Origin of the sequence: Actinoalloteichus caeruleus DSM 43889, assembly GCF_000429185.2 — a bacterium.
Taxonomy (GTDB): Bacteria; Actinomycetota; Actinomycetes; order Mycobacteriales; family Pseudonocardiaceae; genus Actinoalloteichus_B; species Actinoalloteichus_B caeruleus.
The window spans coordinates 4495516-4516397 of record NZ_AUBJ02000001.1 but is presented as its reverse complement, the minus strand read 5'-3'; the positions used below and the strand labels follow the sequence as shown (position 1 = coordinate 4516397).

Annotated in this window: 22 protein-coding genes and 1 CRISPR repeat array; of the genes, 4 read left to right on the top strand and 18 right to left on the bottom strand. The window is 72.6% G+C overall.

Going from position 1 to position 20882, the window contains the following annotated elements:
- Positions 1 to 55: 55 nt before the first annotated feature.
- The 11 genes from G443_RS18070 to G443_RS18020 form a co-directional block, all read right to left on the bottom strand.
- On the bottom strand, positions 56 to 454 hold the full coding sequence (locus tag G443_RS18070) for a hypothetical protein (protein ID WP_051314141.1): 399 nt from the start codon (positions 452 to 454) through the stop codon (positions 56 to 58).
- Positions 455 to 538: 84 nt separating this feature from the next.
- Entirely contained in the window at positions 539 to 1243 is a 705-nt protein-coding gene (locus G443_RS18065) for a hypothetical protein (protein WP_155886202.1), read from the bottom strand.
- 147 nt (positions 1244 to 1390) lie between these two features.
- Positions 1391 to 1930 (bottom strand): hypothetical protein, encoded by a 540-nt coding sequence (locus tag G443_RS18060; protein ID WP_155886203.1) that lies wholly within the window; start codon positions 1928 to 1930, stop codon positions 1391 to 1393.
- 334 nt (positions 1931 to 2264) lie between these two features.
- Positions 2265 to 3245, bottom strand: a complete 981-nt coding sequence (gene hemB / locus G443_RS18055; protein WP_026419591.1) for a porphobilinogen synthase — start codon at positions 3243 to 3245, stop codon at positions 2265 to 2267.
- Between the two features lie 85 nt (positions 3246 to 3330).
- Entirely contained in the window at positions 3331 to 4860 is a 1530-nt protein-coding gene (locus tag G443_RS18050; RefSeq protein WP_026419592.1) for a bifunctional uroporphyrinogen-III C-methyltransferase/uroporphyrinogen-III synthase, read from the bottom strand.
- Between the two features lie 15 nt (positions 4861 to 4875).
- Positions 4876 to 5814, bottom strand: coding sequence for a hydroxymethylbilane synthase (hemC, locus tag G443_RS18045; protein WP_026419593.1), 939 nt, complete (start codon positions 5812 to 5814; stop codon positions 4876 to 4878).
- Positions 5811 to 7217 (bottom strand): glutamyl-tRNA reductase, encoded by a 1407-nt coding sequence (locus tag G443_RS18040; protein WP_026419594.1) that lies wholly within the window; start codon positions 7215 to 7217, stop codon positions 5811 to 5813. The genes hemC and G443_RS18040 overlap by 4 nt, the downstream gene beginning before the upstream one ends.
- A complete protein-coding gene (locus G443_RS18035; protein ID WP_026419595.1) occupies positions 7214 to 8059 on the bottom strand; it encodes a redox-sensing transcriptional repressor Rex in 846 nt (281 codons plus the stop codon). The genes G443_RS18040 and G443_RS18035 overlap by 4 nt, the downstream gene beginning before the upstream one ends.
- A 346-nt stretch (positions 8060 to 8405) precedes the next feature.
- On the bottom strand, positions 8406 to 9191 hold the full coding sequence (locus tag G443_RS18030; RefSeq protein ID WP_081715553.1) for a fasciclin domain-containing protein: 786 nt from the start codon (positions 9189 to 9191) through the stop codon (positions 8406 to 8408).
- A gap of 523 nt (positions 9192 to 9714) precedes the next feature.
- The gene (locus G443_RS18025; RefSeq protein WP_026419596.1) at positions 9715 to 9963 is read right to left on the bottom strand and encodes a glutaredoxin family protein; all 249 of its coding nucleotides are present in this window, start codon (positions 9961 to 9963) and stop codon (positions 9715 to 9717) included.
- Positions 9960 to 11117 (bottom strand): acyl-CoA dehydrogenase family protein, encoded by a 1158-nt coding sequence (locus tag G443_RS18020; RefSeq protein WP_026419597.1) that lies wholly within the window; start codon positions 11115 to 11117, stop codon positions 9960 to 9962. Before G443_RS18020 ends, G443_RS18025 begins: the two co-directional genes overlap by 4 nt.
- 244 nt (positions 11118 to 11361) lie before the next feature.
- Between G443_RS18020 and G443_RS18015 the strand changes: the two genes are divergently transcribed.
- Together G443_RS18015 and G443_RS18010 are read left to right on the top strand one after the other, a co-directional pair.
- Positions 11362 to 11934 carry a sigma-70 family RNA polymerase sigma factor gene (locus G443_RS18015; protein WP_026419598.1) on the top strand — a complete coding sequence of 191 codons (573 nt, stop codon included), beginning with the start codon at positions 11362 to 11364 and terminating at the stop codon, positions 11932 to 11934.
- 130 nt (positions 11935 to 12064) lie between these two features.
- The gene (locus G443_RS18010; protein WP_372492988.1) at positions 12065 to 13057 is read left to right on the top strand and encodes an HAD family hydrolase; all 993 of its coding nucleotides are present in this window, start codon (positions 12065 to 12067) and stop codon (positions 13055 to 13057) included.
- Between the two features lie 51 nt (positions 13058 to 13108).
- Here G443_RS18010 and G443_RS18005 read toward each other — a convergent pair whose 3' ends face one another.
- The 6 genes from G443_RS18005 to G443_RS17980 form a co-directional block, all read right to left on the bottom strand.
- Positions 13109 to 14143: a 1-acyl-sn-glycerol-3-phosphate acyltransferase gene (locus G443_RS18005; RefSeq protein WP_026419600.1), complete on the bottom strand. Its 1035-nt coding sequence runs from the start codon at positions 14141 to 14143 to the stop codon at positions 13109 to 13111.
- A 111-nt stretch (positions 14144 to 14254) separates the two neighbouring features.
- Positions 14255 to 15289, bottom strand: a complete 1035-nt coding sequence (locus tag G443_RS18000) for an NAD-dependent epimerase/dehydratase family protein (RefSeq protein WP_026419601.1) — start codon at positions 15287 to 15289, stop codon at positions 14255 to 14257.
- Positions 15290 to 15643: 354 nt separating this feature from the next.
- Complete coding sequence (locus G443_RS17995) at positions 15644 to 15745, bottom strand: 30S ribosomal protein bS22 (RefSeq protein WP_003402602.1); 102 nt, start codon at positions 15743 to 15745, stop codon at positions 15644 to 15646.
- A 377-nt stretch (positions 15746 to 16122) separates the two neighbouring features.
- Positions 16123 to 16335 (bottom strand): helix-turn-helix domain-containing protein, encoded by a 213-nt coding sequence (locus tag G443_RS17990; RefSeq protein WP_016698403.1) that lies wholly within the window; start codon positions 16333 to 16335, stop codon positions 16123 to 16125.
- Positions 16336 to 16509: 174 nt separating this feature from the next.
- The gene (proC, locus tag G443_RS17985; RefSeq protein WP_016698404.1) at positions 16510 to 17346 is read right to left on the bottom strand and encodes a pyrroline-5-carboxylate reductase; all 837 of its coding nucleotides are present in this window, start codon (positions 17344 to 17346) and stop codon (positions 16510 to 16512) included.
- Between the two features lie 222 nt (positions 17347 to 17568).
- Positions 17569 to 17835, bottom strand: coding sequence for an Imm1 family immunity protein (locus G443_RS17980; RefSeq protein ID WP_026419602.1), 267 nt, complete (start codon positions 17833 to 17835; stop codon positions 17569 to 17571).
- A gap of 140 nt (positions 17836 to 17975) precedes the next feature.
- Here G443_RS17980 and G443_RS17975 point away from each other — a divergent pair, with 140 nt between their 5' ends.
- On the top strand, positions 17976 to 18809 hold the full coding sequence (locus G443_RS17975) for a helix-turn-helix domain-containing protein (RefSeq protein ID WP_081715554.1): 834 nt from the start codon (positions 17976 to 17978) through the stop codon (positions 18807 to 18809).
- A complete protein-coding gene (locus G443_RS17970; protein ID WP_026419603.1) occupies positions 18806 to 18988 on the top strand; it encodes a DUF397 domain-containing protein in 183 nt (60 codons plus the stop codon). Before G443_RS17975 ends, G443_RS17970 begins: the two co-directional genes overlap by 4 nt.
- Positions 18989 to 19217: 229 nt before the next feature.
- Positions 19218 to 19674: a CRISPR direct-repeat array (repeat unit 29 nt; unit sequence CGGCTCACCCCCGCTTGCGCGGGGCTTTC).
- Between the two features lie 319 nt (positions 19675 to 19993).
- Here G443_RS17970 and G443_RS17965 read toward each other — a convergent pair.
- Positions 19994 to 20875, bottom strand: a complete 882-nt coding sequence (locus tag G443_RS17965) for a proline dehydrogenase family protein (protein WP_051314143.1) — start codon at positions 20873 to 20875, stop codon at positions 19994 to 19996.
- Positions 20876 to 20882: the final 7 nt, after the last annotated feature.

The following is a 20882-nucleotide window of genomic DNA, read 5'->3' as shown; positions in this document are numbered from 1 at the left end:
TCTCGCAAGGACCTCTCGGCGGCCGGGGTCCGAGGTGGGGGTGGAGTCGCGCACCTCACCGCGGCGGCGGCTCTGGGCCGGCCTCGACATCCGGGGCCGGCCCCTTCCCGGCCCGGCTGGCCAGCACCAACTGGCGGGCGGCGTCGAGCAGCAGCAGGGCACCGAGGGTGCCGCAACCGACGGCCCCGGCCAACCAGTTCCCCAGGTGCCGGTGGGAGACGTGTTCGACCTGGCCGTCGGTCGCGACGTAGTCGAGGACGACCACCCCGCGCTGCCACATCCACGCGGTCAGCGCGCCGGCGCCCAGTGCCAGCAGCAGCTCAAGGCCGCCGACGACGGCGCGGAGCGGGCTGTGGAGCCGTGGCACGGCCTCCTCCGGTGTGACGGGGACGCCACCGTCGGCCGAGGCCCCGTCCCGCCGGTCGGGGAGCTCGCCAGTCTCGGTTGCCTTCACGGAACGTGAGTCTTCCACGCGAGAGCCGTCGGGTTCACCGGCACCGACCGCAGCCGGGCCGCCCGTTCGGGGTCCCCGAGGCGGTCAGGACTGCCGGAAGTACCGGTTGGAGTCGGCGAGGTACATCATCACGAGACCTCCGATGACCAGCAGGGGCTGCGCGATCGCGAGGAGGCCCAGCAGGATCCCGGGGCCACCGACCTCGAAGTTCGCGGCGAGGCTGCCGAGGTCGCTCAGGGTGCCCAGGATCGAGAGGGCTCCCAGCACGGTCAGCAGGATCCTGGCCCAGTTGCGCCCGGCCCGCATCTTGAAGACGAAGAGGATCATGAGGCCGGCCAGGATCGCGCTGATCGTCGCCGCCACCATCGCGGCGGACCGCGCGAGGCTGGTGACGCTCTCGCCGAGCTCCGCGCTGACGCCCGAGGCCGCCACCTCACGCGCGACGACGGTGTCCAGCAGCACGATCATGGCGACCGTGGCGAGGATGCCGAGCACCGCGTTGCCCATCCACAGGAAGAACGCGGTGTTCACGGAGGCTGGCCGTTGCCCGGCGCGCTGCTCGGGGTCGGACAGCGGGGGCGGAGCCATGCCGAACCCCGCCGGCGGCATGCCGCCACCGAACTGGCCTGGTGCCTGGCCGTAGCCGGGAGCGGCGGGGAACTGGGGCTGCCCGTACCCGGGCGGCGGAGTACCGCCGCCGGACGCGCCGGGCGGCGGCCCCCAGCCGGGTGGCGGAGTGTTGGCGGGATGCGGTGAGCCCTGCTGGTAGGGGCCCTGAGGGTTGGTCACCCGGCGACGGTAGAAGCCGGCCACCCGGGTGTCCACCGAACTGGGGATATTCGTTGTCGAAGACCCGAGGAACGGCACCTCGGCGGCGCGGGAACCGGCGGGGGACCTGGCCGAGGGCGCACCTGAAGTCGCGCCCTCGGCCTCGGGTCAGTGTCTCCGGTGCGCCTGGAAGTAGGCGTTGGAGTTGGGGAGGAACAGCAACACGGTGGCGACGACGGGCAACATGTTGAACAGGGTGTTCATGCCGTTGCCGCCTCCCGCGGAGGCGAAGAGCAGCAGGTTCAGCACGGCGAGCACCGTGAGCGCGGCCCGGGCCCAGTTCCGGCCGTCGCGCATCTTGAACGCGAACAGGACGTACAGGGCCTGGATGGCCAGCGCGACGACCAGTGTCACGCCGATGGCCGTGTTGAAGACGCTGTCCACCTCGTCCGGGCTCAGACCGTTCGCCTGACCCTCCCGGCGGAACTCCTCCCGCAACTCGTCCAGACCGGTCAGCGCGAGGAGGTTGAAGACGATGTTCAGGACGGCGCTACCGATCCAGATCCAGAACGACACCCTGACCTCGGTGGGCATCGCCGGCTGGCTCCGACCGTCCTCGTCCGGGCTCAACGGCGGAGGCGGGGGCATCCCGCCTCCCGGCTGACGGTCGGGCTCGTCGGGCTCACGGGGATCCTGGGGAGTGGACACGCGTCAACGCTACGAGCCTTCGGCGGGAACGTCCACCGAGGGCCATTCCGCCGTTCCGGGACGAACCAGACACCGTGGCGTGCGGTAATGGCTCCGGTCGATCCCTCGGAGGATGACGACGAGGGGGTCGCGAGCGACCGCCGCTCGTCCCGCCAAGGCCTCCGACGAGCCGGGGACGCCGGCTCCCGCGCGGTCCGCCCCGACGACGGGAGCGGGGAACGCCGACAGGGCGCGCGGCGATCCGATCGGCTCGGCCCGGAACCCGTTCCGCCACCCCCGGGAGCGTCCACCGAGGTCAGCACGGCGTCCCACCAGTCGTGCGGAGTCCCAGGGCTCAGCGGGCCGAGCGCAGCCACCCGGCGGCCTCGGCCGCCCAGTAGGTGAGGACGATGTCGGCGCCGGCCCGGCGGATCGAGGTCAGCGTCTCCAGGACCGTGCGCCGGCGGTCGAGCCACCCGTTCGCCACGGCGGCCTCCACCATCGCGTACTCACCGGACACCTGGTAGGCCGCGACGGGGACCTCGGAAATCTCGGCGACCTGGCGCACCACGTCCAGGTAGGACATCGCCGGTTTCACCATGACGGCGTCGGCGCCCTCGGCCAGATCGAGCCGAACCTCCCGCAGCGCCTCCCGGCCGTTGGCCGGATCCTGCTGGTAGGTGTGGCGGTCACCGGTGAGCTGGGACTCGACGGCGTCGCGGAACGGGCCGTAGAAGGCCGAGGTGTACTTGGCCGAGTAGGCGAGCACGGCGGTCTCGTCAAGCCCCGCCTCGTCGAGGGCCTGGCGGATCACCTCCACCTGCCCGTCCATCATGCCGCTCGGGCCCACCACGTGCGCGCCGGCATCGGCCTGCGCGACGGCCATCTCCGCGTACGCCTCCAGGGTGAGGTCGTTGTCCACCACGCCGTCGTCGGTGAGCAGGCCGCAGTGACCGTGGTCGGTGAACTCGTCGAGGCAGGTGTCCGCCATCAGCACGGTGCCGTCACCCACCTCCTCGGACAGCGCGCGGAGCGCCACGTTGAGGATGCCCTTGGGGGCCGCGCCGCCACTGCCCCTCGCGTCCCGGCGTTCCGGGACCCCGAACAGCATGAGACCGCCGACACCGGCGTCGACGGCGGCCACCGCGGCCCGCCGCAGCGAGTCGAGGTCGTGCTGCACGACACCGGGCATCGACGCGATGGGAACCGGTTCCGACGCCCCCTCCCGGACGAACAGGGGCAGCACCAGGTGCCTCGGTTCGAGGCTGGTCTCCGCGACGAGGCGGCGCATCGCCGGGGTGCGCCGCAACCGCCTCGGGCGTTCCAGGGGGAACATCCGTCGTCTCCCTTCGTCGCGCGTCGGGGCGGGGTGGTCGGGTGGCGCCTCGCGCCCACCCGACCACCGGCCAGTCCCCCTGTGCTCAGCGGCGGGCCCGCTTCGCCTTCCTCGGCGGGGGCAGGGCGCCCTCCGCCCGGAGCCGTGAGGCGTGCTCGGCGAGCGCGTCCACGAGCGCCGCGACCTGCGCCGTCTCCGGCTGGACGTCGACCCGGAGCCCGAACTCGGTCGCGGTCTCGGCGGTGGCCGGCCCGATGCAGGACACGATCGTCCTGGTGTGCGGCTTGCCGGCGATGCCGACCAGGTTCCGGACCGTCGACGAGGAGGTGAAGCAGACGGCGTCGAAGCCGCCGGTCTTGATCATCTCCCTGGTGTCGGCGGGCGGCGGAGCGGCCCGCACTGTCCGGTACGCGGTGACGTCGTCGATCTCCCACCCGCGGTCCCGCAGGCCGGCGGCCAGGGTCTCGGTGGCGATGTCGGCCCGGGGCAGCAGGACCCGGTCCACCGGGTCGAGGATGTCGTCGTAGGGCGGGAAGTCGGCGAGCAGCCCCTCGCTGGACTGCTCCCCGGAGGGCAGGAGTTCCGGCACGATGCCGAAGCCGCGCACGCGCTCCGCGGTGGCCTCGCCCACGCAGGCGATCTTCACGCCGGAGAAGGCCCTGGCGTCGAGGCCGAACTCGCGGAACTTCTCCCACACGGCACGGACCGCGTTGGTCGAGGTGAACACCACCCACTGGTAGCGACCGTCGACCAGGCCCTTGACCGCGCGCTCCATCTGCGCGGGGCTGCGCGGGGGCTCGACCGAGATCGTCGGCACCTCCACCGGGATGGCGCCGTGCGCCCGCAGCCGGTCGCTCATCGCCCCGGCCTGGTCCTTGGTCCTGGGGACCAGCACCTTCCAGCCGTACAGCGCCCTCGACTCCCACCAGGACAGTTCCTGGCGGTTGGCGACCGCGTCACCGATGGTGACGACCAGCGGGCCGGGCAGTTCGCCCGCGTCCGCCGCCAGGGAGGCCAGGGTGGTGTCCAGGGTGCGCTGGGTGAACGCCGTGCCCTCCGCCGTCACCGCGACGGGCGTCTGGGCGGACAGCCCGTGCTCCACCAGGGAGGACGCCGCCTCGGCGAGGTGGCTGCCGGCGGCGTGCAGCACCAGGGTGCCGGGGGCGGCGGCCAGCGCCGCCCAGTCCACGTCGCCTCGGACGTCGGCCTCGGTGTGCACCGCGCCGAGGGCGACCCCGGCGTAGGCGGGCACCGCGCTGCCCGCGGCGACGCCGGGCACGACGTCGAAGGGCACGTCGGTGCCGGCGACCGCCCGGGCCTCGGCGACCACCGCGTCCGAGGTCAGCGGGTCGCCGCTGACCAGCCGGACGACGGAGCGGCCGGCCCGGGCCTCGTTCGCCAGGTCGGTCGCCACCTCGCCCGGGTTCCCCACCGCGGGGCGGACCTCCGCTCCGTCGGCGACGAGCGAACTCGCCTCCGAGGCGACGTCGGGATCGGTGACCACCAGCGAGGCCGCGGCCAACAGTTTCTTCGCCCGGACGGTGAGGAGTCCCGCGTCTCCGGGGCCGGTACCCACGAAGGCGATACGTCCGGGGGTCTTACGTGCTCGGGTCATCAGGGCACTCCCCACTCATTGCCGCTCGGGGCCGCTGAGCACCGCTGCCCCGAGGTCGAGCAGCTCGGCGGCGACATCGCGGCCGAGCTGCTCTGCTGCTGTCGTCTCTGCGATGGCGGAGGCACGCGTCACCGCGTCCCGCGCGGTTCCCGCGACACCCCGGAGGAACAGGCGGGTCACCGCTCGTCCCTCGTCGTCGAGGTCCTCCACCATTTCGGCCAGCGCGCCGACGGGAGCGCTGCAACCGGCGTCGAGCGCGGCCAACAAGGCGCGCTCGGCCGTCACCGCGTCGCGGCTGGCCGGGTCGTCCACAATGGACTGCGTCAGGTGCTCGACGTCCGCGTCGTCGACGCGGCACTCCACCGCCAAGGCTCCCTGCGCGGGCGCGGGAAGCATCTGGAGGGGGTCGAGCGTTTCGGTGATCGCGTCCAGCCTGCCCAGTCGGGCGAGGCCGGCACGCGCCACCACCACAGCGTCAAGGTCGCCATCGGCGACCCTGCGCAGCCGGGTCTCCACGTTGCCCCGCAACGCGCGTACCTCCAGTCCGAGTCCGAGTGCTCGGAGCTGGGTGGCGCGCCGGGGCGAGCCGGTACCGACGGTCGAGCCCGCCGGCAGCTCGGCCAAGAGCAGGTCGTCCCTGGCGACGAGGGCGTCCCTCGGGTCCTCCCTGGTGGGGACGGCGGCCAGGCGGAGCCGGGGGTCGGGTGCCGTCGGCAGGTCCTTGTAGGAGTGGACCGCGAGGTCCACCTCCCCCTCGGCCAGCGCGTCCCGCAGTGCCGAGGTGAAGACGCCGACGCCGATCTCGGCGACGGGGGCGCTGGACCGGTCGCCCTCGGTGCTGATCGTCACCAGCTCCACGGCGACGCCCTCGGCCCTGAGCCGGTCGGCGACCCATCCGGCCTGCGTCATCGCCAGTGCGCTGCCCCGGGTCCCGAGCCGGAGAGTGCGGGTCACCTGGCCTCACCCTCCTGGTCGCGCTCCGGGGGGACGTCCTGCCGGCCGGGACCACCGTGTGCTGGCAGCGCGCTGCCAGCCCCACCGCGTCGGGACCTGACGGCGCCAGGGGCCCTCGGGTCGAGGGCGAAGAGCTCGCGGAGCGCGTCGGCGTAGTCACCGCCGCCCGGGCCGGCGGCCAGTTCCTTCACCCGGACCGTCGGCGTGTGCAGGAGCTTGTCGACCACGCGGCGGACCGTCCTGGCGAGTTCCTCCCGCACGGTCACGTCGAGGTCGGGCAACCGGGAGTCCAGCCGGAGCAGTTCCGCGTCGACCACGTCGGCGGCGCGCTTGCGCAGCGCGGTCACGGTCGGGGTGACCTGGGCGGAGCGCTGGGCAGCGAGGTAGTTGGCGACCTCCTCGGCCAGGACCTCCGAGGCACGCGCGAAGGCGTTGCCGTCCTGGTCGCCGCGCAGCCGCGCGCGCAGCGACTCCAGGTCGACGACCCGCACCTGGGGGAGTTCGGCGACGCCGGGCGCGACGTCCTTGGGCAGGCCGAGGTCGCAGAGCACCAGCGGGTGGTGCGCCCTCCCCGCCTCGGCGCGCAGCTGGTTGGCGCGCACGACGGCTCCGACCTCCACGACGGCGTCGACCGCTCCGGTGCAGGCGACGACGACGTCGGCCACGGCCAGTTCCTCGGCAAGGGAGTCGAGGCCCACGGCGCGGGCCGGGGTGCCGTTCTGCCTGCTCAGCTCGGAGAGCCGACGGGCGTTGTCCAGGCCGCGGTTGGCCACGACGATCTCACCGGCCCCGGCGCGACGCAGGTGGGCGGCGGCGAGCCCGCCCATCGAGCCCGCCCCGACGAGCAGCGCCCGTCGCCCGGCCAGCCCGCCGAGCAGCTCGCTTGCGTCGGAGAGCGCCTCGGAGACCACCGACGCGCCCTCGGCCCCGATCCCGGTCTCCGCGTGGACGCGCTTGCCGACCCGCAGCGCCTGCTGGCTCAGCTCGTGGAGGACGCTGCCCACGGTGCCCAGCCGCTCGGCCTGGGCGTAGGCGGAGCGGAGCTGACCGAGGATCTGGGACTCGCCGACGACCATGGAGTCCATGCCGGCCGCGACGGTGAAGAGGTGCTCGACGGCGGCCTGGGCGTAGTGCACGTAGAGGCTGCCGCCCAGGTCCGGCACCTCGACGCCCGCGCGTCGGGCGAGCACACCGGCCACATCGTCGAAACCGCTGTGGAACGAGTCGGCGACGGCGTAGATCTCGACCCGGTTGCAGGTGGACAGCAGCACGACCTCGGAGAGCGAGCCGCACTCCAGCAGTTCGAGCAGCAGCTTCTCCGACCGGTCGCCGGAGACGGCCACCCGCTCGAGGAGCTGGATGGGCGCGGTGCGGTGCGAGAGGCCGACGGCGAGGACCGTCACTTCGAGACCACCACCCCGTTGACCTCGTCGCGGTCCGGGTTGGCGCCGTCACCGACGCGTGCCGCCTCCGGGCCGGACGCTGCGTCGTCCCGCCGGGCGACGTGGAAGGACAGGATCTGCATCTCCACCGCCAAGTCGACCTTGCGCACCTCGACGTTGTCCGGGACCTGGAGAACGACGGGTGCGAAGTTCAGGATGCACCGCACACCGCCCTGGACCAAACCGTCGCAGACCGCCTGGGCGCCCTGGGCTGGGGTGGCGATGACGCCGATGGTGATCTCCAGCTCACCGCAGACCCGGACGATCTCGTCGGTGTGGTGCACCGGGACCCCGCCGACCGGGATTCCTTCGAGGTCAGGGTCGACGTCGAAGAGCGCGGCGACCGGGAAGCCTCGACTCGGGAACCCTCCGTAGTTGGCCAGGGCGTGACCAAGGTTACCGATACCGACGACCGCGACCTTGTGCTTGCGGGTGAGGCCGAGGGTCCGCTCGATCTGCCCGACGAGCACGTTGACGTCGTAGCCGACGCCGCGCGTTCCGTAGGAGCCGATGTAGGAGAGGTCCTTGCGGAGCTTCGCCGAGTTGACCCCGGCGGCCACCGACAGCTCCTCGCTGGAGATGGTCACGACGCCGTCGTCGGAGAGGTCCGAGAGCACGCGCAGGTAGACGGCGAGCCTGGCGACGGCGGCCTCCGGGATGGCGCGCGCTCGGGCGCGAACGACGGCGACGTCGGCGTCCGGCGCCGCCGTCCCCGCCGGCCGGGCGTCCGGGGACGCGCCGGGGTCGCCCTCGGCAGCGCCCTCTCCGGCACGGTCCGACGCGGCGGCTGCGGTACCGGTCACGACACTCTCGCCCGCATCCCGCTGTGTTGCCACGCTGACTCTCCTCGCCGTGATGACTTTCGCCATGACCTGCGTCGACGAACCGCCGGCCGACCGCGGTTGGTCCGCACGCGGCCCCGGCGGGGTGACGGCTACACGGTAGCGCTTGTGAAGAGGTGCACAAAGTTGCATACGTGAATCGACCCGTAAGACGAGGTCAGCTCCCCTGCGAGGCAACTCCCTGAAAGGGTGAAAAACGAGGGCGGCCACCACGGGTTCCGCGGTGGCCGCCCTCGAATGCGGGGAAGCGGCGCCTCGTACGGGCCGAGGGGCGCCCGGCCGAGCCGGACCCCCTCGGCGACGAGGCTCAGTTCGTGGGTACCGGCATCTCACCGTCCTCCTCGACCGGCTCGCCCCCGCCCGGCTCCTCCGCGCCAGGAGCCTCGGACTCGGCCGGTGCGCTGCTCTCACCGCTGGGCGCCGCTCCCTCCTCCGGCTGGAGCACCTGGTCGACGACGAACACGGTCGCGTTGGCGGTGGGGAAGTTGCCGCACAGGACCTGCGCCCCGCCCACCGTCATGTCCTCACCACTGCCCTCGACGCTGACGTGGCTGCCCTGCAGGGTCGCCACCGACCCCGCCTCGGACAGCTCCTCGGCGTCGAACCTCTCCCCGACGACGTGGTAGGAGAGGAGGGGTTCGAGCTCGGTCGGATTGGCCAGGAGCTGGTTGAGCTGGTCCTCGCCCAGCTGCTCGAACGCGGAGTCCGCCGGGGCGAACACCGTCAGGGCCTGCGAGTTGTTCAGGGTGTCCGCGAGGTTGGGCACGGCGTTGATCGCGGCGGTCAACTGGGTGAGCAGCGGGTTGCTCTCCACCGCCGTCGCCACCGGCTGCTCGGACATCGCGTTGAGCGATCCGGGCTCGTCGTCCTGCGGCAGGTCCGGACAGCCCGGGCCGAAGGCGTCGTCGACGGTCGTCACGCCGCTGTTCGGATCGCGGGTGGGGGACGGGGACTGCTCCGCGGAGGTCTCCTGCTCGGCGGTGGTGGTGGTAGCGGTGTCGTCGGCGGGCTGCTCGTTGTTCGAGCAGGCGGGCGCCACCAGGGCAACCGCCGCGAGAGTCCCGACCACAGCGTGGCGTTGCGCCTTCCGCACGCAGATCACTCCTTCTCGATCGTCGACCAGGCCCGACCAGCGGCGACCGTGTCGAACCGGCCGGCCGCGCGCTGGTCGCGGGTGAGGTTTCGCGTCAAACCTGGTTCAGCACGATAGGTAGCGGTGGGCGCACCGACGGGCATTTCAGCCGGATACCGGCGCGTCGCGAACGGGGAGCCCCGAGGCGGGGCGAACACCCCGGCGACCACCTCGAGCGGAGGGCGCCGCACGGGCACTGGGCGCGGGCGGGATCGCTCCACCCGGCGAGACGAGCGTGGCCGAGGACGAGCGGCCCGCCCGGCGGAGCGGAGCGCCACGCGGACGAGCCCGCTGGAAGACCGGAACCGGCCACGGCGGAAGCGGCCCGACTGGCGGGGCTGGCGGGAGGGCCGGCCCCGCCGGCCACCGAGGGGGCCGCCCCGCCAGCTGGCTCCACAGGGCGGACGCAGCGACGTTCCGCGACGGGTGGGAGGGACCACCCGGGTCCTCCCCGCTCCCGGTCGGGTCCCAGGAGGTGAAGCGCTCAGCGCAGAGCGGCGCGAAGCCGCTCCTCCTCGACGCGCCAGTACCCGTGTTCCCGCCCGTCGACCAGGATCACCGGCACCCGGTCCCCGTACTCGGCGCGCAGCTCACGGTTGTCGTCGACGTCCTCCGAGGTCCAGGGGACCCCGAGTTCACCGCAGATCCGGTCGATGTCCCGCTCCGCCTCGACGCAGCCGTGGCAGCCCTGGCGGACCAACAGCGTGACGGTGTGGTGGTCTGGCACGCTCACCGTTGTATCAGGGAGCGGGCGATCACCATGCGCTGGATCTGGTTGGTGCCCTCCACGATCTGCAACACCTTCGCCTCCCGCATGTAGCGCTCGACCGGGTAGTCCTCCACGTACCCGGCGCCCCCGAGGACCTGGACCATGTCGGTCGTCACCCGCATGCAGGTGTCGGTGGCCACCAACTTCGCCATCGCCGCCTGCCGGCCGTACGGCAGACCACCGTCCTTGCGACGGGCGGCGGCGAGGTAGAGCTGCCGCGCGGCCTCGATGCCCGCCGCCGCGTCGGCGATCAGGAACGACACCCCCTGGAACTCCCCGATCGGCCGGCCGAACGCCGTGCGCTGCCCCGCGTACTCCACCGCCACGTCCAGCGCGGCCTGGGCGACGCCCACCGCGCCGGCGGCGATGCCGAGACGTCCGGCGTCGAGCGCCGCCATCGCCACTCGGAAGCCGTCGCCCTCGGCGCCGAGGCGCCGTTCCACGGGCACCTCGACTCCGTCGAGCACGACCTGGGACGTCACGGAGGACCGGAGGCCCATCTTCCGTTCCGGACTGGCCCCGCTCAGGCCCGGGGTGCCGCCGTCCACGAGGAAGGCGCTGATCCCCTTGGGCCCGTCCTCGCCCGTCCTGGCCAGGACCAGGTAGAAGTCGGCGACCCCTCCGTGCGTCACCCACGCCTTCGTGCCCGACAGCCGGTATCCGTCGGCGGTCCGCTCCGCCCTGGTCCGCAACGCGGCCGCGTCGGACCCGGAGTGCGGCTCGGAGAGGCAGTACGCCCCGAGCAGGTCACCGCCGACCAGGTCGGGCAGCCAGCGTTCGCGCTGTTCGTCGCTGCCGAAGGTGGCCAGCCCGTGGCACGAGAGGCAGTGCACGCTGGTGCCGAGGCCCACCGTCAGCCAGGCCCTCGACAGCTCCTCCACCACCTGGAGGTAGACCTCGTAGGGTTGCCCACCCCCGCCGTACTCCTCCGGGTAAGGCAGGCCGAGGAGACCCGCCTGCCCGAGCAGGCCGAAGAGGTCCCGGGGAAACTCACGGCGCTCCTCGGCCGCCGCCGCGCGCGGGGCGAGTTCCCGACTGGCGATGTCACTCGTGAGCGCGAGCAGGTCCCGCGCCTCCTGGCTCGGTAACTGCCGCTCCACCTCTCGCGCGTTCGTCACTCGATGACCTCCGTACTGCTGGCGAGCACATTCCGCTCGAATTCTGGGTCATCCGATACTCGGTCGTCCAATGTTCCCCCGAGTTGGCGGGTGTCTCCGATCACCTGCCAGGAGAAGGACCCTGCTGGAGTGAAAAACCGGGCTGAACTGGAAGTTGGCGCCCGGGGTTCGCCAGAATCCCCCCGACCACCAACCCTGGGTGACCACTCCGTCACGAGTCGGGTTCGGTGCGACAGGGGGTGGGATGTCGACGACACGGGCGGAAGGGTGGTCGCTCGTACGCGCCGCGCAGCGGGGCGACCCGACCGCCTTCGCCGAGCTGTACCGGACCCACGTGGACGTCGTGTTCCGGTACGCGCTGCTGAGGACCGGCGACCGGGAGCTGGCGGAGGACGTCACCAGCGAGACCTTCCTGCGGGCGCTGCGCAGGATCAGTTCACTCCGTGAACGCGGCCGGGACGTGGGCGCCTGGTTCGTGACGATCGCGCGCAACCTGGTCCTCGACCACGTGCGCTCCGGCCAGTACCGCATGGAGGTCCCGGTCGCCCGGCCGGAGGACGGGCCGCTGTCGGCATCGCTGCCGGTGCAGGCCGGCCCCGAGCAGAAGGTCCTCACCGAGGCGGTGCACTCCGAGCTGCTGCGCCACCTCGGCCGACTCGGCACCGACCAACGGGAGTGCGTGGTCCTCCGGTTCCTCGGCGGCCTGTCGGTGGCCGAGACCGCGGCCAGGATGGGCCGCAACGAGGGCGCGGTGAAGGCCCTGCAACAACGGGCCGTGCGCCGCTTGGCGCGGATGCTGCCGGAGGGCCTGCGGTGAGCGGTCCGGCCGCGGCGGCGCCGGGGGTTCCCGTCACCACCCGCGCCCGGCGCGCGCCGCGCCATCCGGGTCCTCGGCGCCGCTCCGGCACCGGCGCGGACCCGCGTTGAGGCTCGGGTCACGGCGAGTGATGATCTCGCGGCCTCGCCCGATCGTTACCCTGGATACCGAATCCCCTCCGGAACCGATCCGCTGGGAGCGACACCCACCGATCCAGGGAGGCGCCGCGGTGCCGTTGTGGCGGAAGCGCGAGACCGGCCAGGCACTGGAAGACCATGCGACCCGGGCGGGGCAGATCTCGGCGGAGGCGGCGGTGACCGCGCCAGCCGAGGTACCCGCCGTGGCGCCCGACCTCACGGCCGCGGCGTTCTTCGACGTCGACAACACCATGATGATGGGGGCGTCGATCTACCACTTCGCCCGAGGACTGGCGGCGCGGAAGTACTTCACCACCTCCGACATGGCGGGCTTCGCCTGGCAGCAGATCAAGTTCCGCATCGGTGGGCGGGAGAACCCCGAGGAGATCCAGTCCAGTCGGGAACAGGCCCTCTCCTTCGTCGCGGGGCGCTCGGTGGAGGAACTGGTCCGCCTGAGCGAGGAGATCTACGACGAGGTGATGGCGGACCGGATCTGGGAGGGCACCCGCGCGCTCGCGCAGAAGCACCTTGACTCCGGCCAGCGGGTGTGGCTGGTGACCGCGACACCACGCGAACTCGCCGACATCATCGCCCGTCGCCTCGGGCTCACCGGTGCGCTGGGGACGGTGGCCGAGAGCGAGGACGGCGTCTACACCGGGCGGCTCGTCGGGGATCTGCTGCACGGCAAGGCCAAGGCCCAGGCGGTGCGCGCGCTCGCGGTTCGCGAGGGCCTGCACCTGCGCCGGTGCACCGCCTACTCCGACTCGGTGAACGACATCCCGATGCTGTCGGCGGTGGGCACCGCCGTCGCGGTGAACCCGGACCCCCCGCTGCGGGAGGCCGCCAGGGCCAGGGGCTGGCAGATCAGGGACTTCCGCACCGGCAGGCGGGCCGCGAAGATCGGGGTGAACTCGATGCTCGGAGCGGGCGCTCTCGTGGGAGCGGTCGCCGCCGGCCTGCGCTACCACCGCCGCCCGAGGATCTGACGACCCGGCGGACGCCGCCGGGGCGCCCGAGCCGCGAGTGGCCCGTCCGCCTCAGCCGAGGAACACGCTCTGCCGCTGGGACAGCATCCGGTAGAGGGTCTGCTGGATCGTCTCGCGCACCTGGTCGGTGAGGTCGAAGACCAGCATCGGGTCCTCCGCCGCGTCGGGACCGTACTCCGCGGTGCTGATCGGCTCGCCGAACTCGATGTACCACTTCGACGGCAGCGGAACGGCGCCCAGCGGTCCCAGCAGGGGGAAGAACGGTGTGATCGGGAAGTAGGGCAACCCGAGCAGCCGAGCGAGCGGTCGGATGTCCCCGATCTTCGGGTAGATCTCCTCGGCACCCACGATGGAACAGGGCACGATCGGCGTCCCCGTGCGCAACGCCGCGGAGACGAAACCACCCCGGCCGAACCGCTGGAGCTTGTAGCGGTCCCGGAAGGGCTTGCCCACCCCCTTGAACCCCTCCGGCCAGACACCGACCACCTCGCCACCCCGGAGCAGCCGCTCCGCGTCGGGACCGCAGGCGAGGGTGTGACCGGCCCTGCGCGCCGTCGCACCGAGCACGGGAAGGCGGAAGACCAGGTCGGCCCCGAGCAACCGCAGGTGCCGCCGCTCGGGGTGGTGGTCGTGGACGGCCACGGCCGTCATCAGCGCGTCCACCGGCAGCGTGCCCGCGTGGTTCGCGACGATGAGCGCCCCGCTGTCGCCCGGCACGTTGTGCAACCCCACCGCCTCGACCCGGAACCACCGCTCGTAGAGCAGGCGCAGCGCGGGCAGGAACACCGCGTCGTTGAGCTCCGCGTCGAACCCGAACTCGTCGACCTCGTACTCACCGGCGAGGCGGCGGCGGACGAACCGCGCCAGCCCCGCCAGCCGGTCCTCGAGGCGCGCGTCCACGGCGGGGTCTGGTTCCGGGGCCTCCCCGTCCCGCCCGCCGCCCGCCTGCGCGGGGCCGTCGCCGCTCCGCGCTGCCCGCACGGTGCCGGGCAGGTCCTCGGAGGCGGTCGTGTCCTCCGCCACGGGTTGGGCGCCGCCCCCGGACACCCGTCCCGGACGCAGCGGTATCACTCGTGCCTCGGCCACTCGTTCCTCCTCCGTGATCGTCCTGACGGCCGCGGCACCGCGACACGGGTCACCCCCCGGGCGCACGTCCTCGTCCTCCCGGGCCACGGGACGTGGACCTCGCCCGCGAGATCAGCGTCGTCCGGGCACGGTCGCGGACCGGATCCGATCCCACCCGCCGCCCAACCGGTCCGCGTCGACCAGCGGGCGCAGTCCCCTGCCCTGGACGAAGTCATCAAACACCTGAGCCGTCGACCACCGCGGCACGAAGCCGGCGTTCTCCCGCAGAGAGGTGGTGTCCATCACCTGTCCGAAGTCAGGCGTACCGGACTCCGGTGGCCACCCGAGCGGGACCACCCGGCGCAGCACGGCGCCGACGGGGCGCAACGCCGGCCTGGGCAGGACCACTGGCAGCCTGCCAGCCCTGCGCACCGCCTGGGTGAGCGTCAGCACGCCCTCACCCGCCACGTTGTACACGCCCGGCAGGTCGGTGAGGGTGGCGAGTCGGGTGACCGCGACGGCGTCCTCGGTGTGCACGAGTTGGAGGCGGGGATCGTGACCGAGGGGAACGGGTACCGCCGGCAGCGCGAAGTACCGGGACAGGACGGTGTCGGCCCGGGGGCCGAGGAAGTTGCTGAAACGGAGCGTGGTGGTGACGACGTCGGGCCGCCGTCGCGCGAAGCCCCGCAGGTAGCCCTCGATCTCGGCGGCGTCCTTGGCGTAGCCGCCGCTGGGCAGTTCGCGCGGTTCCGTCCGCTCGGTGAAGACCGCCGGATCCCGGGGGCTGCTGCCGTAGACGGCGCTCGTCGACTTCAGGACCACCCTGCGGACCAGCGGCGAGGTCTGGCAGGCGGCGAGGAGCTGCATCGTGCCGATGACGTTGAGTTCCTTGTTGAGCGCGCGACCGCCACCGACGGGTTCCGGGCTGACCGAGGTGTGCACGACCGTGTCCACCCGGGCGGCGGCGATCACCTTGGCGATCAGCCTGTTCCTGATGTCGGCGCGGATGAACTCCGCCCTGCCCAGCCTCCGCCGGACCTCGGGGGAGGGGGGAACGATGTCCACGCACAGCACGCGCTCGATGTCCGGGTCGGACGCCAGCCGCATCGCGAGCTGGGCTCCCAGGAACCCGTTCACACCGGTCACCAGGACGACGCGAGGTGTCATGGTCTGGCTCCCATCACGTGGTGTCGGGACCACGGCGGCACCCGTCCAGACGGACCGGGTCGCGGCCGACACCTCGCTGGATCGCCGACGAGACCGCTGGTGCCAGGCTACGAGACGTCACGAGGGCCGCGACAACCGACGGGTGACCGTTCCACTCGATCGGCGCAATCCGGCGGGCTGAGCCGGGTCACGGGCGGCCGATCGGTTCACCCGGACGCCCACCGCCCCGCGGGGAACGGACGAGCCGGGTGGACGGCGCCGGCCGGCCGGTCGCCCATGACGCGCGGAGCCGCCACCGCGACGCCGCTGGGCGTCGCGGTGGGCCACCTGCGGGGCGGACCGGCCGGCTCGGACTCACTTGCCGAGCTTGCGCCGCTGCACGCGGGTCCTGCGGAGCAGCTTGCGGTGCTTCTTCTTGGACATCCGCTTGCGACGCTTCTTGATGACCGAGCCCATACGGGTCCCTCGCAGTTCTCATCGTCTCTTGGTGCGTTCCTCGCACCACGCGAACCGCGAGTCGAGGACCGCGGGAACACGTCGGGTGCGAACGGCCTACCAGCGTACCCGGGTCGGTAGCCGGTCCTCGCAGCCCTGTCCGGGCGCCGGCGTCGGCCACCGGGGCGGGGCGGGGGCACGGGACGCGCCGGGCCGGGTTTCCGGCGCCGCGCGGGCGCCGAGACGGATCGCGCCCTCCCGCGCCGGTGGGCCGGGGGACGAGCACGGTTCCGGGAACGATCGGTGGACGCGTTCGGGAGCGACGCGGGCGGTGGTGGACGCGGCGCCTGGTGGAGTGACCCGGCTGCCGACCGGACGGCCGGCAGCCGGACGCTCGCTCATCCCACGTCGTAGTACGACTTCTGGAGATAGGCGTGCACGGTCTTCTCCGGGACGCGGAACGACCTGCCGACCCGCACCGCGGGCAGTTCACCCGAATGGACCAGTCGGTAGACCGTCATCTTGGACACTCGCATCATCGCCGCCACTTCGGCGACAGTCAGGAATCGAACCTGGCCGAATCCGTTGTCATGCTCCCTTTGCGTCAACATAGCCACCGTTTCCTTCGGCACCTGCCGCGCCGCCGGGCTTCCCCTCCCAGCGGTACCGACACGCACGTGCTGCTGTCGAGGGTAACGGTGCCCCTGGTGTTCCTGCGACGCACGAGCGAGGCGGCCGAGGGGCGCGCGACCGGCGGGAGCCGCGCTGACCAGGCCGGACCCGGGTCAGCTCCCGGTTCCCTCGTGGGCTCTGCCCAGTTCCACCGACCGGTCCCTGGCCGCCTCGATCGCGTCGATCATCGCCGCCCGCACGCCGTGCTTCTCCAGTTCCCTGATCCCGGCGATCGTCGTGCCGGCCGGAGACGTGACGGCCTCCCGGAGGATGACGGGATGGCTCTCCGATCCACGGAGCATGGTGGCCGCGCCCACCGCCGACTGGATGATCAGCTCGGCCGCCGCCGCCCTGGGCAGTCCGAGCAGGATGCCCGCGTCGATCATCGCCTCGACGAGGTAGAAGAAGTAGGCCGGGCCGGAACCGGACAGCGCGGTCACGGCGTCCTGCTGTTCCTCGGGGACCCGCAGGACCCGGCCCACGCTCGCCAGCAGTTCCTCCACCAGCGAGAGGTCGTCCTCGGACGCGTGGCTACCGGCCGAGATGACGCTCATCGCCTCACCCACCAGCATCGGCGTGTTCGGCATCGCCCGCACCACCGGCGTGCCCGGCGGCAACCTGCTCTCGTAGAGGGCGGTGGGCAGGCCCGCGCAGAGCGAGACCACCAGCGGGAGGCCCCTGTCCGCCGGGCGTTCGGCCACCGAGCCGCTCAGGTCGTCGAGCAGCGGCTCGATGTCCTGCGGTTTCACCGCCACCACCAGGACGTCGGCATTCACGGCTGCCTCGGCGACCGCCACCGCGTCAACCCCGTGCCGCCCCGCCAGCTCCTTCGCCCGGCCCGGGTGGCGCTCGGTGAAGGAGAGCGTGTCGGGCTGGTGTCCGGCTCGGATCAGGCCGGAGAGCAACGCCTCGCCGATCTTGCCCGCACCGAGTACTGCGATAGAACTCATGGAGGGTGAGCCTGCCAGCTCGCGCTCCGCCGCCGCACGCACTCCAGCGGAGCCCGCCCGATCGGTGGGATTCCCGCCGGTGCGCGAAACCCGGTCGCCCATACCGGCTCACCCCCGCTCGCGCGGGGCTTTCCCGCACCACACCGCCGGCGCCGCGACGGGGAGACGGAGCCTGGTTCGTCATCGCCGCCGGACTCGCCCACCAGGTGGGCGCGGGCGTTCTCAGTACCAGTCCCCCGGCTGCCGCTGGACGCAGTCCGGCCGGCGGCCCGTCCGGAAGTACTCCGCAACGGCCCGGCGCACCTGCTCGATCGGTAGCGACGCCAACGACGGGAAGAACAGCGGAACGGACTGGTCGAACGGAACAGCTGACCAAGAGGAGACCACCAATTTCGGTCCCGGGTCGCGGTGCTGCTCAGAACGGTCCACGTGGTATCCGACCAGGACCGCGACGACGACCAGGAGGACAGCCGGTACAACGACGATCACACCGGCAAGAAGCGATCCGCTCGTGCGCTAACCTCAATCCGTAAGCGCGACTTTTCATTCCGTCATAATCAGTCGCGACTCAGTCGACTAGTGCGAATCGACAGTCAGCGAATAACCCGTAAGCATGAAAGGAAGGCAGTATGGCGCGCTCACCGGCAGTCCTGGCCTTGGGCCGCGCCCTGGCACAAGCCCGCACCGCAGCGGGCCTGAGCCAGCAGCAGGCAGCCCGACAGCTGGGAGTCAGCCAGTCGCTGATATCCCGATCTGAACGAGGTTCACGGACACCGGACGCCAGCGCCGTCGCCCGGATGATCGAGCTCTACGACCCGCCCGGTGCGCTCCGCGCCGAGTTGGGGAAACTGGTCGACACGGTCACCGTCCAGCAGTGGTCGCCGGTCGGATCGGACGAGATCGCCGAATCGTTGACCGATCTGGAGCGCTACGAACGCGACGCCAGCTCCATCACGGAGGTCCACCCGGTCCTCGTCCCCGGCCCGCTCCAGACGCGCGAGTACGCGGCGGCGCTGCTGGCGCACGGGGAGACGCCGGCGATCGACATGGACCAGGCACTCGCGATGAGGGAACGTCGGAGGGCTCACGTCCTCGGCGGGGACGTGGGTTACGTGGCGATCATCGACGAGCTGGCGCTTCGGAGGACCACGCCGCCCGGCGGGGTCGACGTCCGTCGCGGCCAACTGGCGGCCCTGCACGAGTGGTCACGGCTGCCCGCCGTGTCGGTCCGCGTCATCCCCGCCGAGCGGGGCTTCTACCGGGGCCTGGTCGCCGGGTTCGAGATCATCGAGTTCGACGACGCGCCGGCGGTCGTGCACCTGGAGCACTACCGGTCATCCACCTGGCTGTACAGCGAACGGGACGTCGCACCCGTGGTCGCGACGAGAGATCACCTGCTCGGCGTGGCCCTGTCGGAGGAGGAGTCGCGGACGCGGCTGCGCGCACTGGAGGGCGAGCTGTGACACGGTGGCGCAAACCTCGACGATCCGTCTCGTCGTCCAACTGCGTCGAGATCGGTACGGGAGCGAGCGAGGTCGTCGGCATCCGCGACACCAAGAACCGGGACGGCGGAACACTTTTGGTGCACCGGACCGCCTTCGTGGCCCTGGTCGACGCCGTCAAGGCCGACCGCCTGCACTGACAACCACCCCAGCCCCCGGCTCCGCGCGGAGCCGGGGGCTGTTCCGTGCCGCCCAGCCAGCGGGAGCCAGGCGGACCACACCACCAGCACCCCGTGCCGGGACCGGAACATCACTCCGGACACGCCCCTGCCCGCCGCCGAGGGGTGACCGGGTACCCGGTCGCGAGGCGCGGCTCACCCACTTGCGCAAGGCTTTCCGGGGCGTGCGGATGCGGCCGGCAGGTGGCGGCCGCTCACCCCCACTTGCGCGGGGCTTTCACGGCGTCACACGTGTGACGGGTGCGGTCGGGCGGCTCACCCCCGCTTGCGCGGGGCTTTCGCACCATCGCCCGGCACCCGGGTGGCGACCCTGCGGCTCACCCCCGCTTGCGCGGGGCTTTCGTGAGCTGCGGCGTCGCCTACGCCGTGTCCGACGGCTCACCCCCGCTTGCGCGGGGCTTTCAAGGGGAGACGCCGACCGATGTCGAGGGCATCCGGCTCACCCCCGCTTGCGCGGGGCTTTCCGCGTAGGAGGCCGACGCCAGGGCGGTCACGTCGGCTCACCCCCGCTTGCGCGGGGCTTTCATGCGGGCGGTCTCGGCGTCGTATGCGTCGCACGGCTCACCCCCGCTTGCGCGGGGCTTTCGCCGGGCCAGGCACGCCGAGGACACCCGAGACCGGCTCACCCCCGCTTGCGCGGGGCTTTCCCTTCGCGACCTGCACCAATGGAGGACCGTTACCGTTTCTTGACCTTGTGCGGTTCGGCGCCACCGTTGGCGCCGGGCGCCGGCCCGCGATGGCTGCCCCTTCCCGGCGCGGTCGGTCCCCGTTGGACTCGCGACCTCGCCCTCGACCGCCGCGACTCCCACCGCCGACCTCGTCACGCCGCCCACCGTACCGCCGCCACCACCGGCCACGTGCTCCAACGCCCGCCCCAGTGACCGACCGTCAGGGCACACCCACCGACGTCCCCGTCCACCACTCGCACCACCGCGCCGGCCCCCAGGCGGAGCACCACGCTCGAGTTCAGTGCCCAGGCCGAGGCACGACCGGCGGCCCGGCGTCCGCCCCGAACCTCACCACCGCCCGCAGCGCCACCCCCGCTCCGGCCAGCCGGCGGCGGTCCGACGGCGGCATCCAGGGGGGCACCTGGCACTCGAACGAGCGCACATCCCGTCGGTGCCACCTGGCCGCGCCGACCACGGCGCCGAGCAGCCGGGGACGTCGGGCGGCGAACACCGGTCGGCAGGCACCGGCGAGGAGGACGCGGGCGCAGCGCACGTACTGGAGGTCCACCTCGTGGGGGTCGAACACCGCGACCGACGCCGACTCGGGGTGGGACGCCGGGCTCAGCACGACCCGGGAACCGGCGCGCGAGTGCGCCACGCAGTCCTCGACGGTCCGGTGGAGGTTCGCGTGCAGCACCACCCCGAGGCCGCGCCACCGGTCGCGCAGCGAGCCGGCGACGGCCAGGACCTGGTCCACCGAGGAGTGGTCCTCGGTGTCCAGGGTGACGGTGCACCCGACGCGGTGGGCGAGCCCGCAGATCCGGTCGAGGTTCTCCTCCGCCAGGCCGACGTCCAGCGCGAGCCCGCAGCCCGAGGGCCGGAGCCCGACGTCGACGAACGGGGCCAGTCCGGAGAGGTCGATCTCGCCAAGCAGGTCCAGCAACTCCTGGGTGGCCCGGACCGCCGCGCCTCGGTCGGTGGCGCCCTCCACGAGGTGGTCGAGGCGGACTCGACCGAACCTGGCGACGAGGCGACGGGCCGCCAGCACCGCCCCGACCGCGTCCTTCCCCGCGTTCTGCCGGGTGCGCCGGCGGGTCACGACGGACCGGCCGCGCACGGCGTCGTTCCTCGCCGCGGCCAGCGCGGCGCTCGTCAGGAGAACCCGGGCCCTCGACGGCACGCTTCGA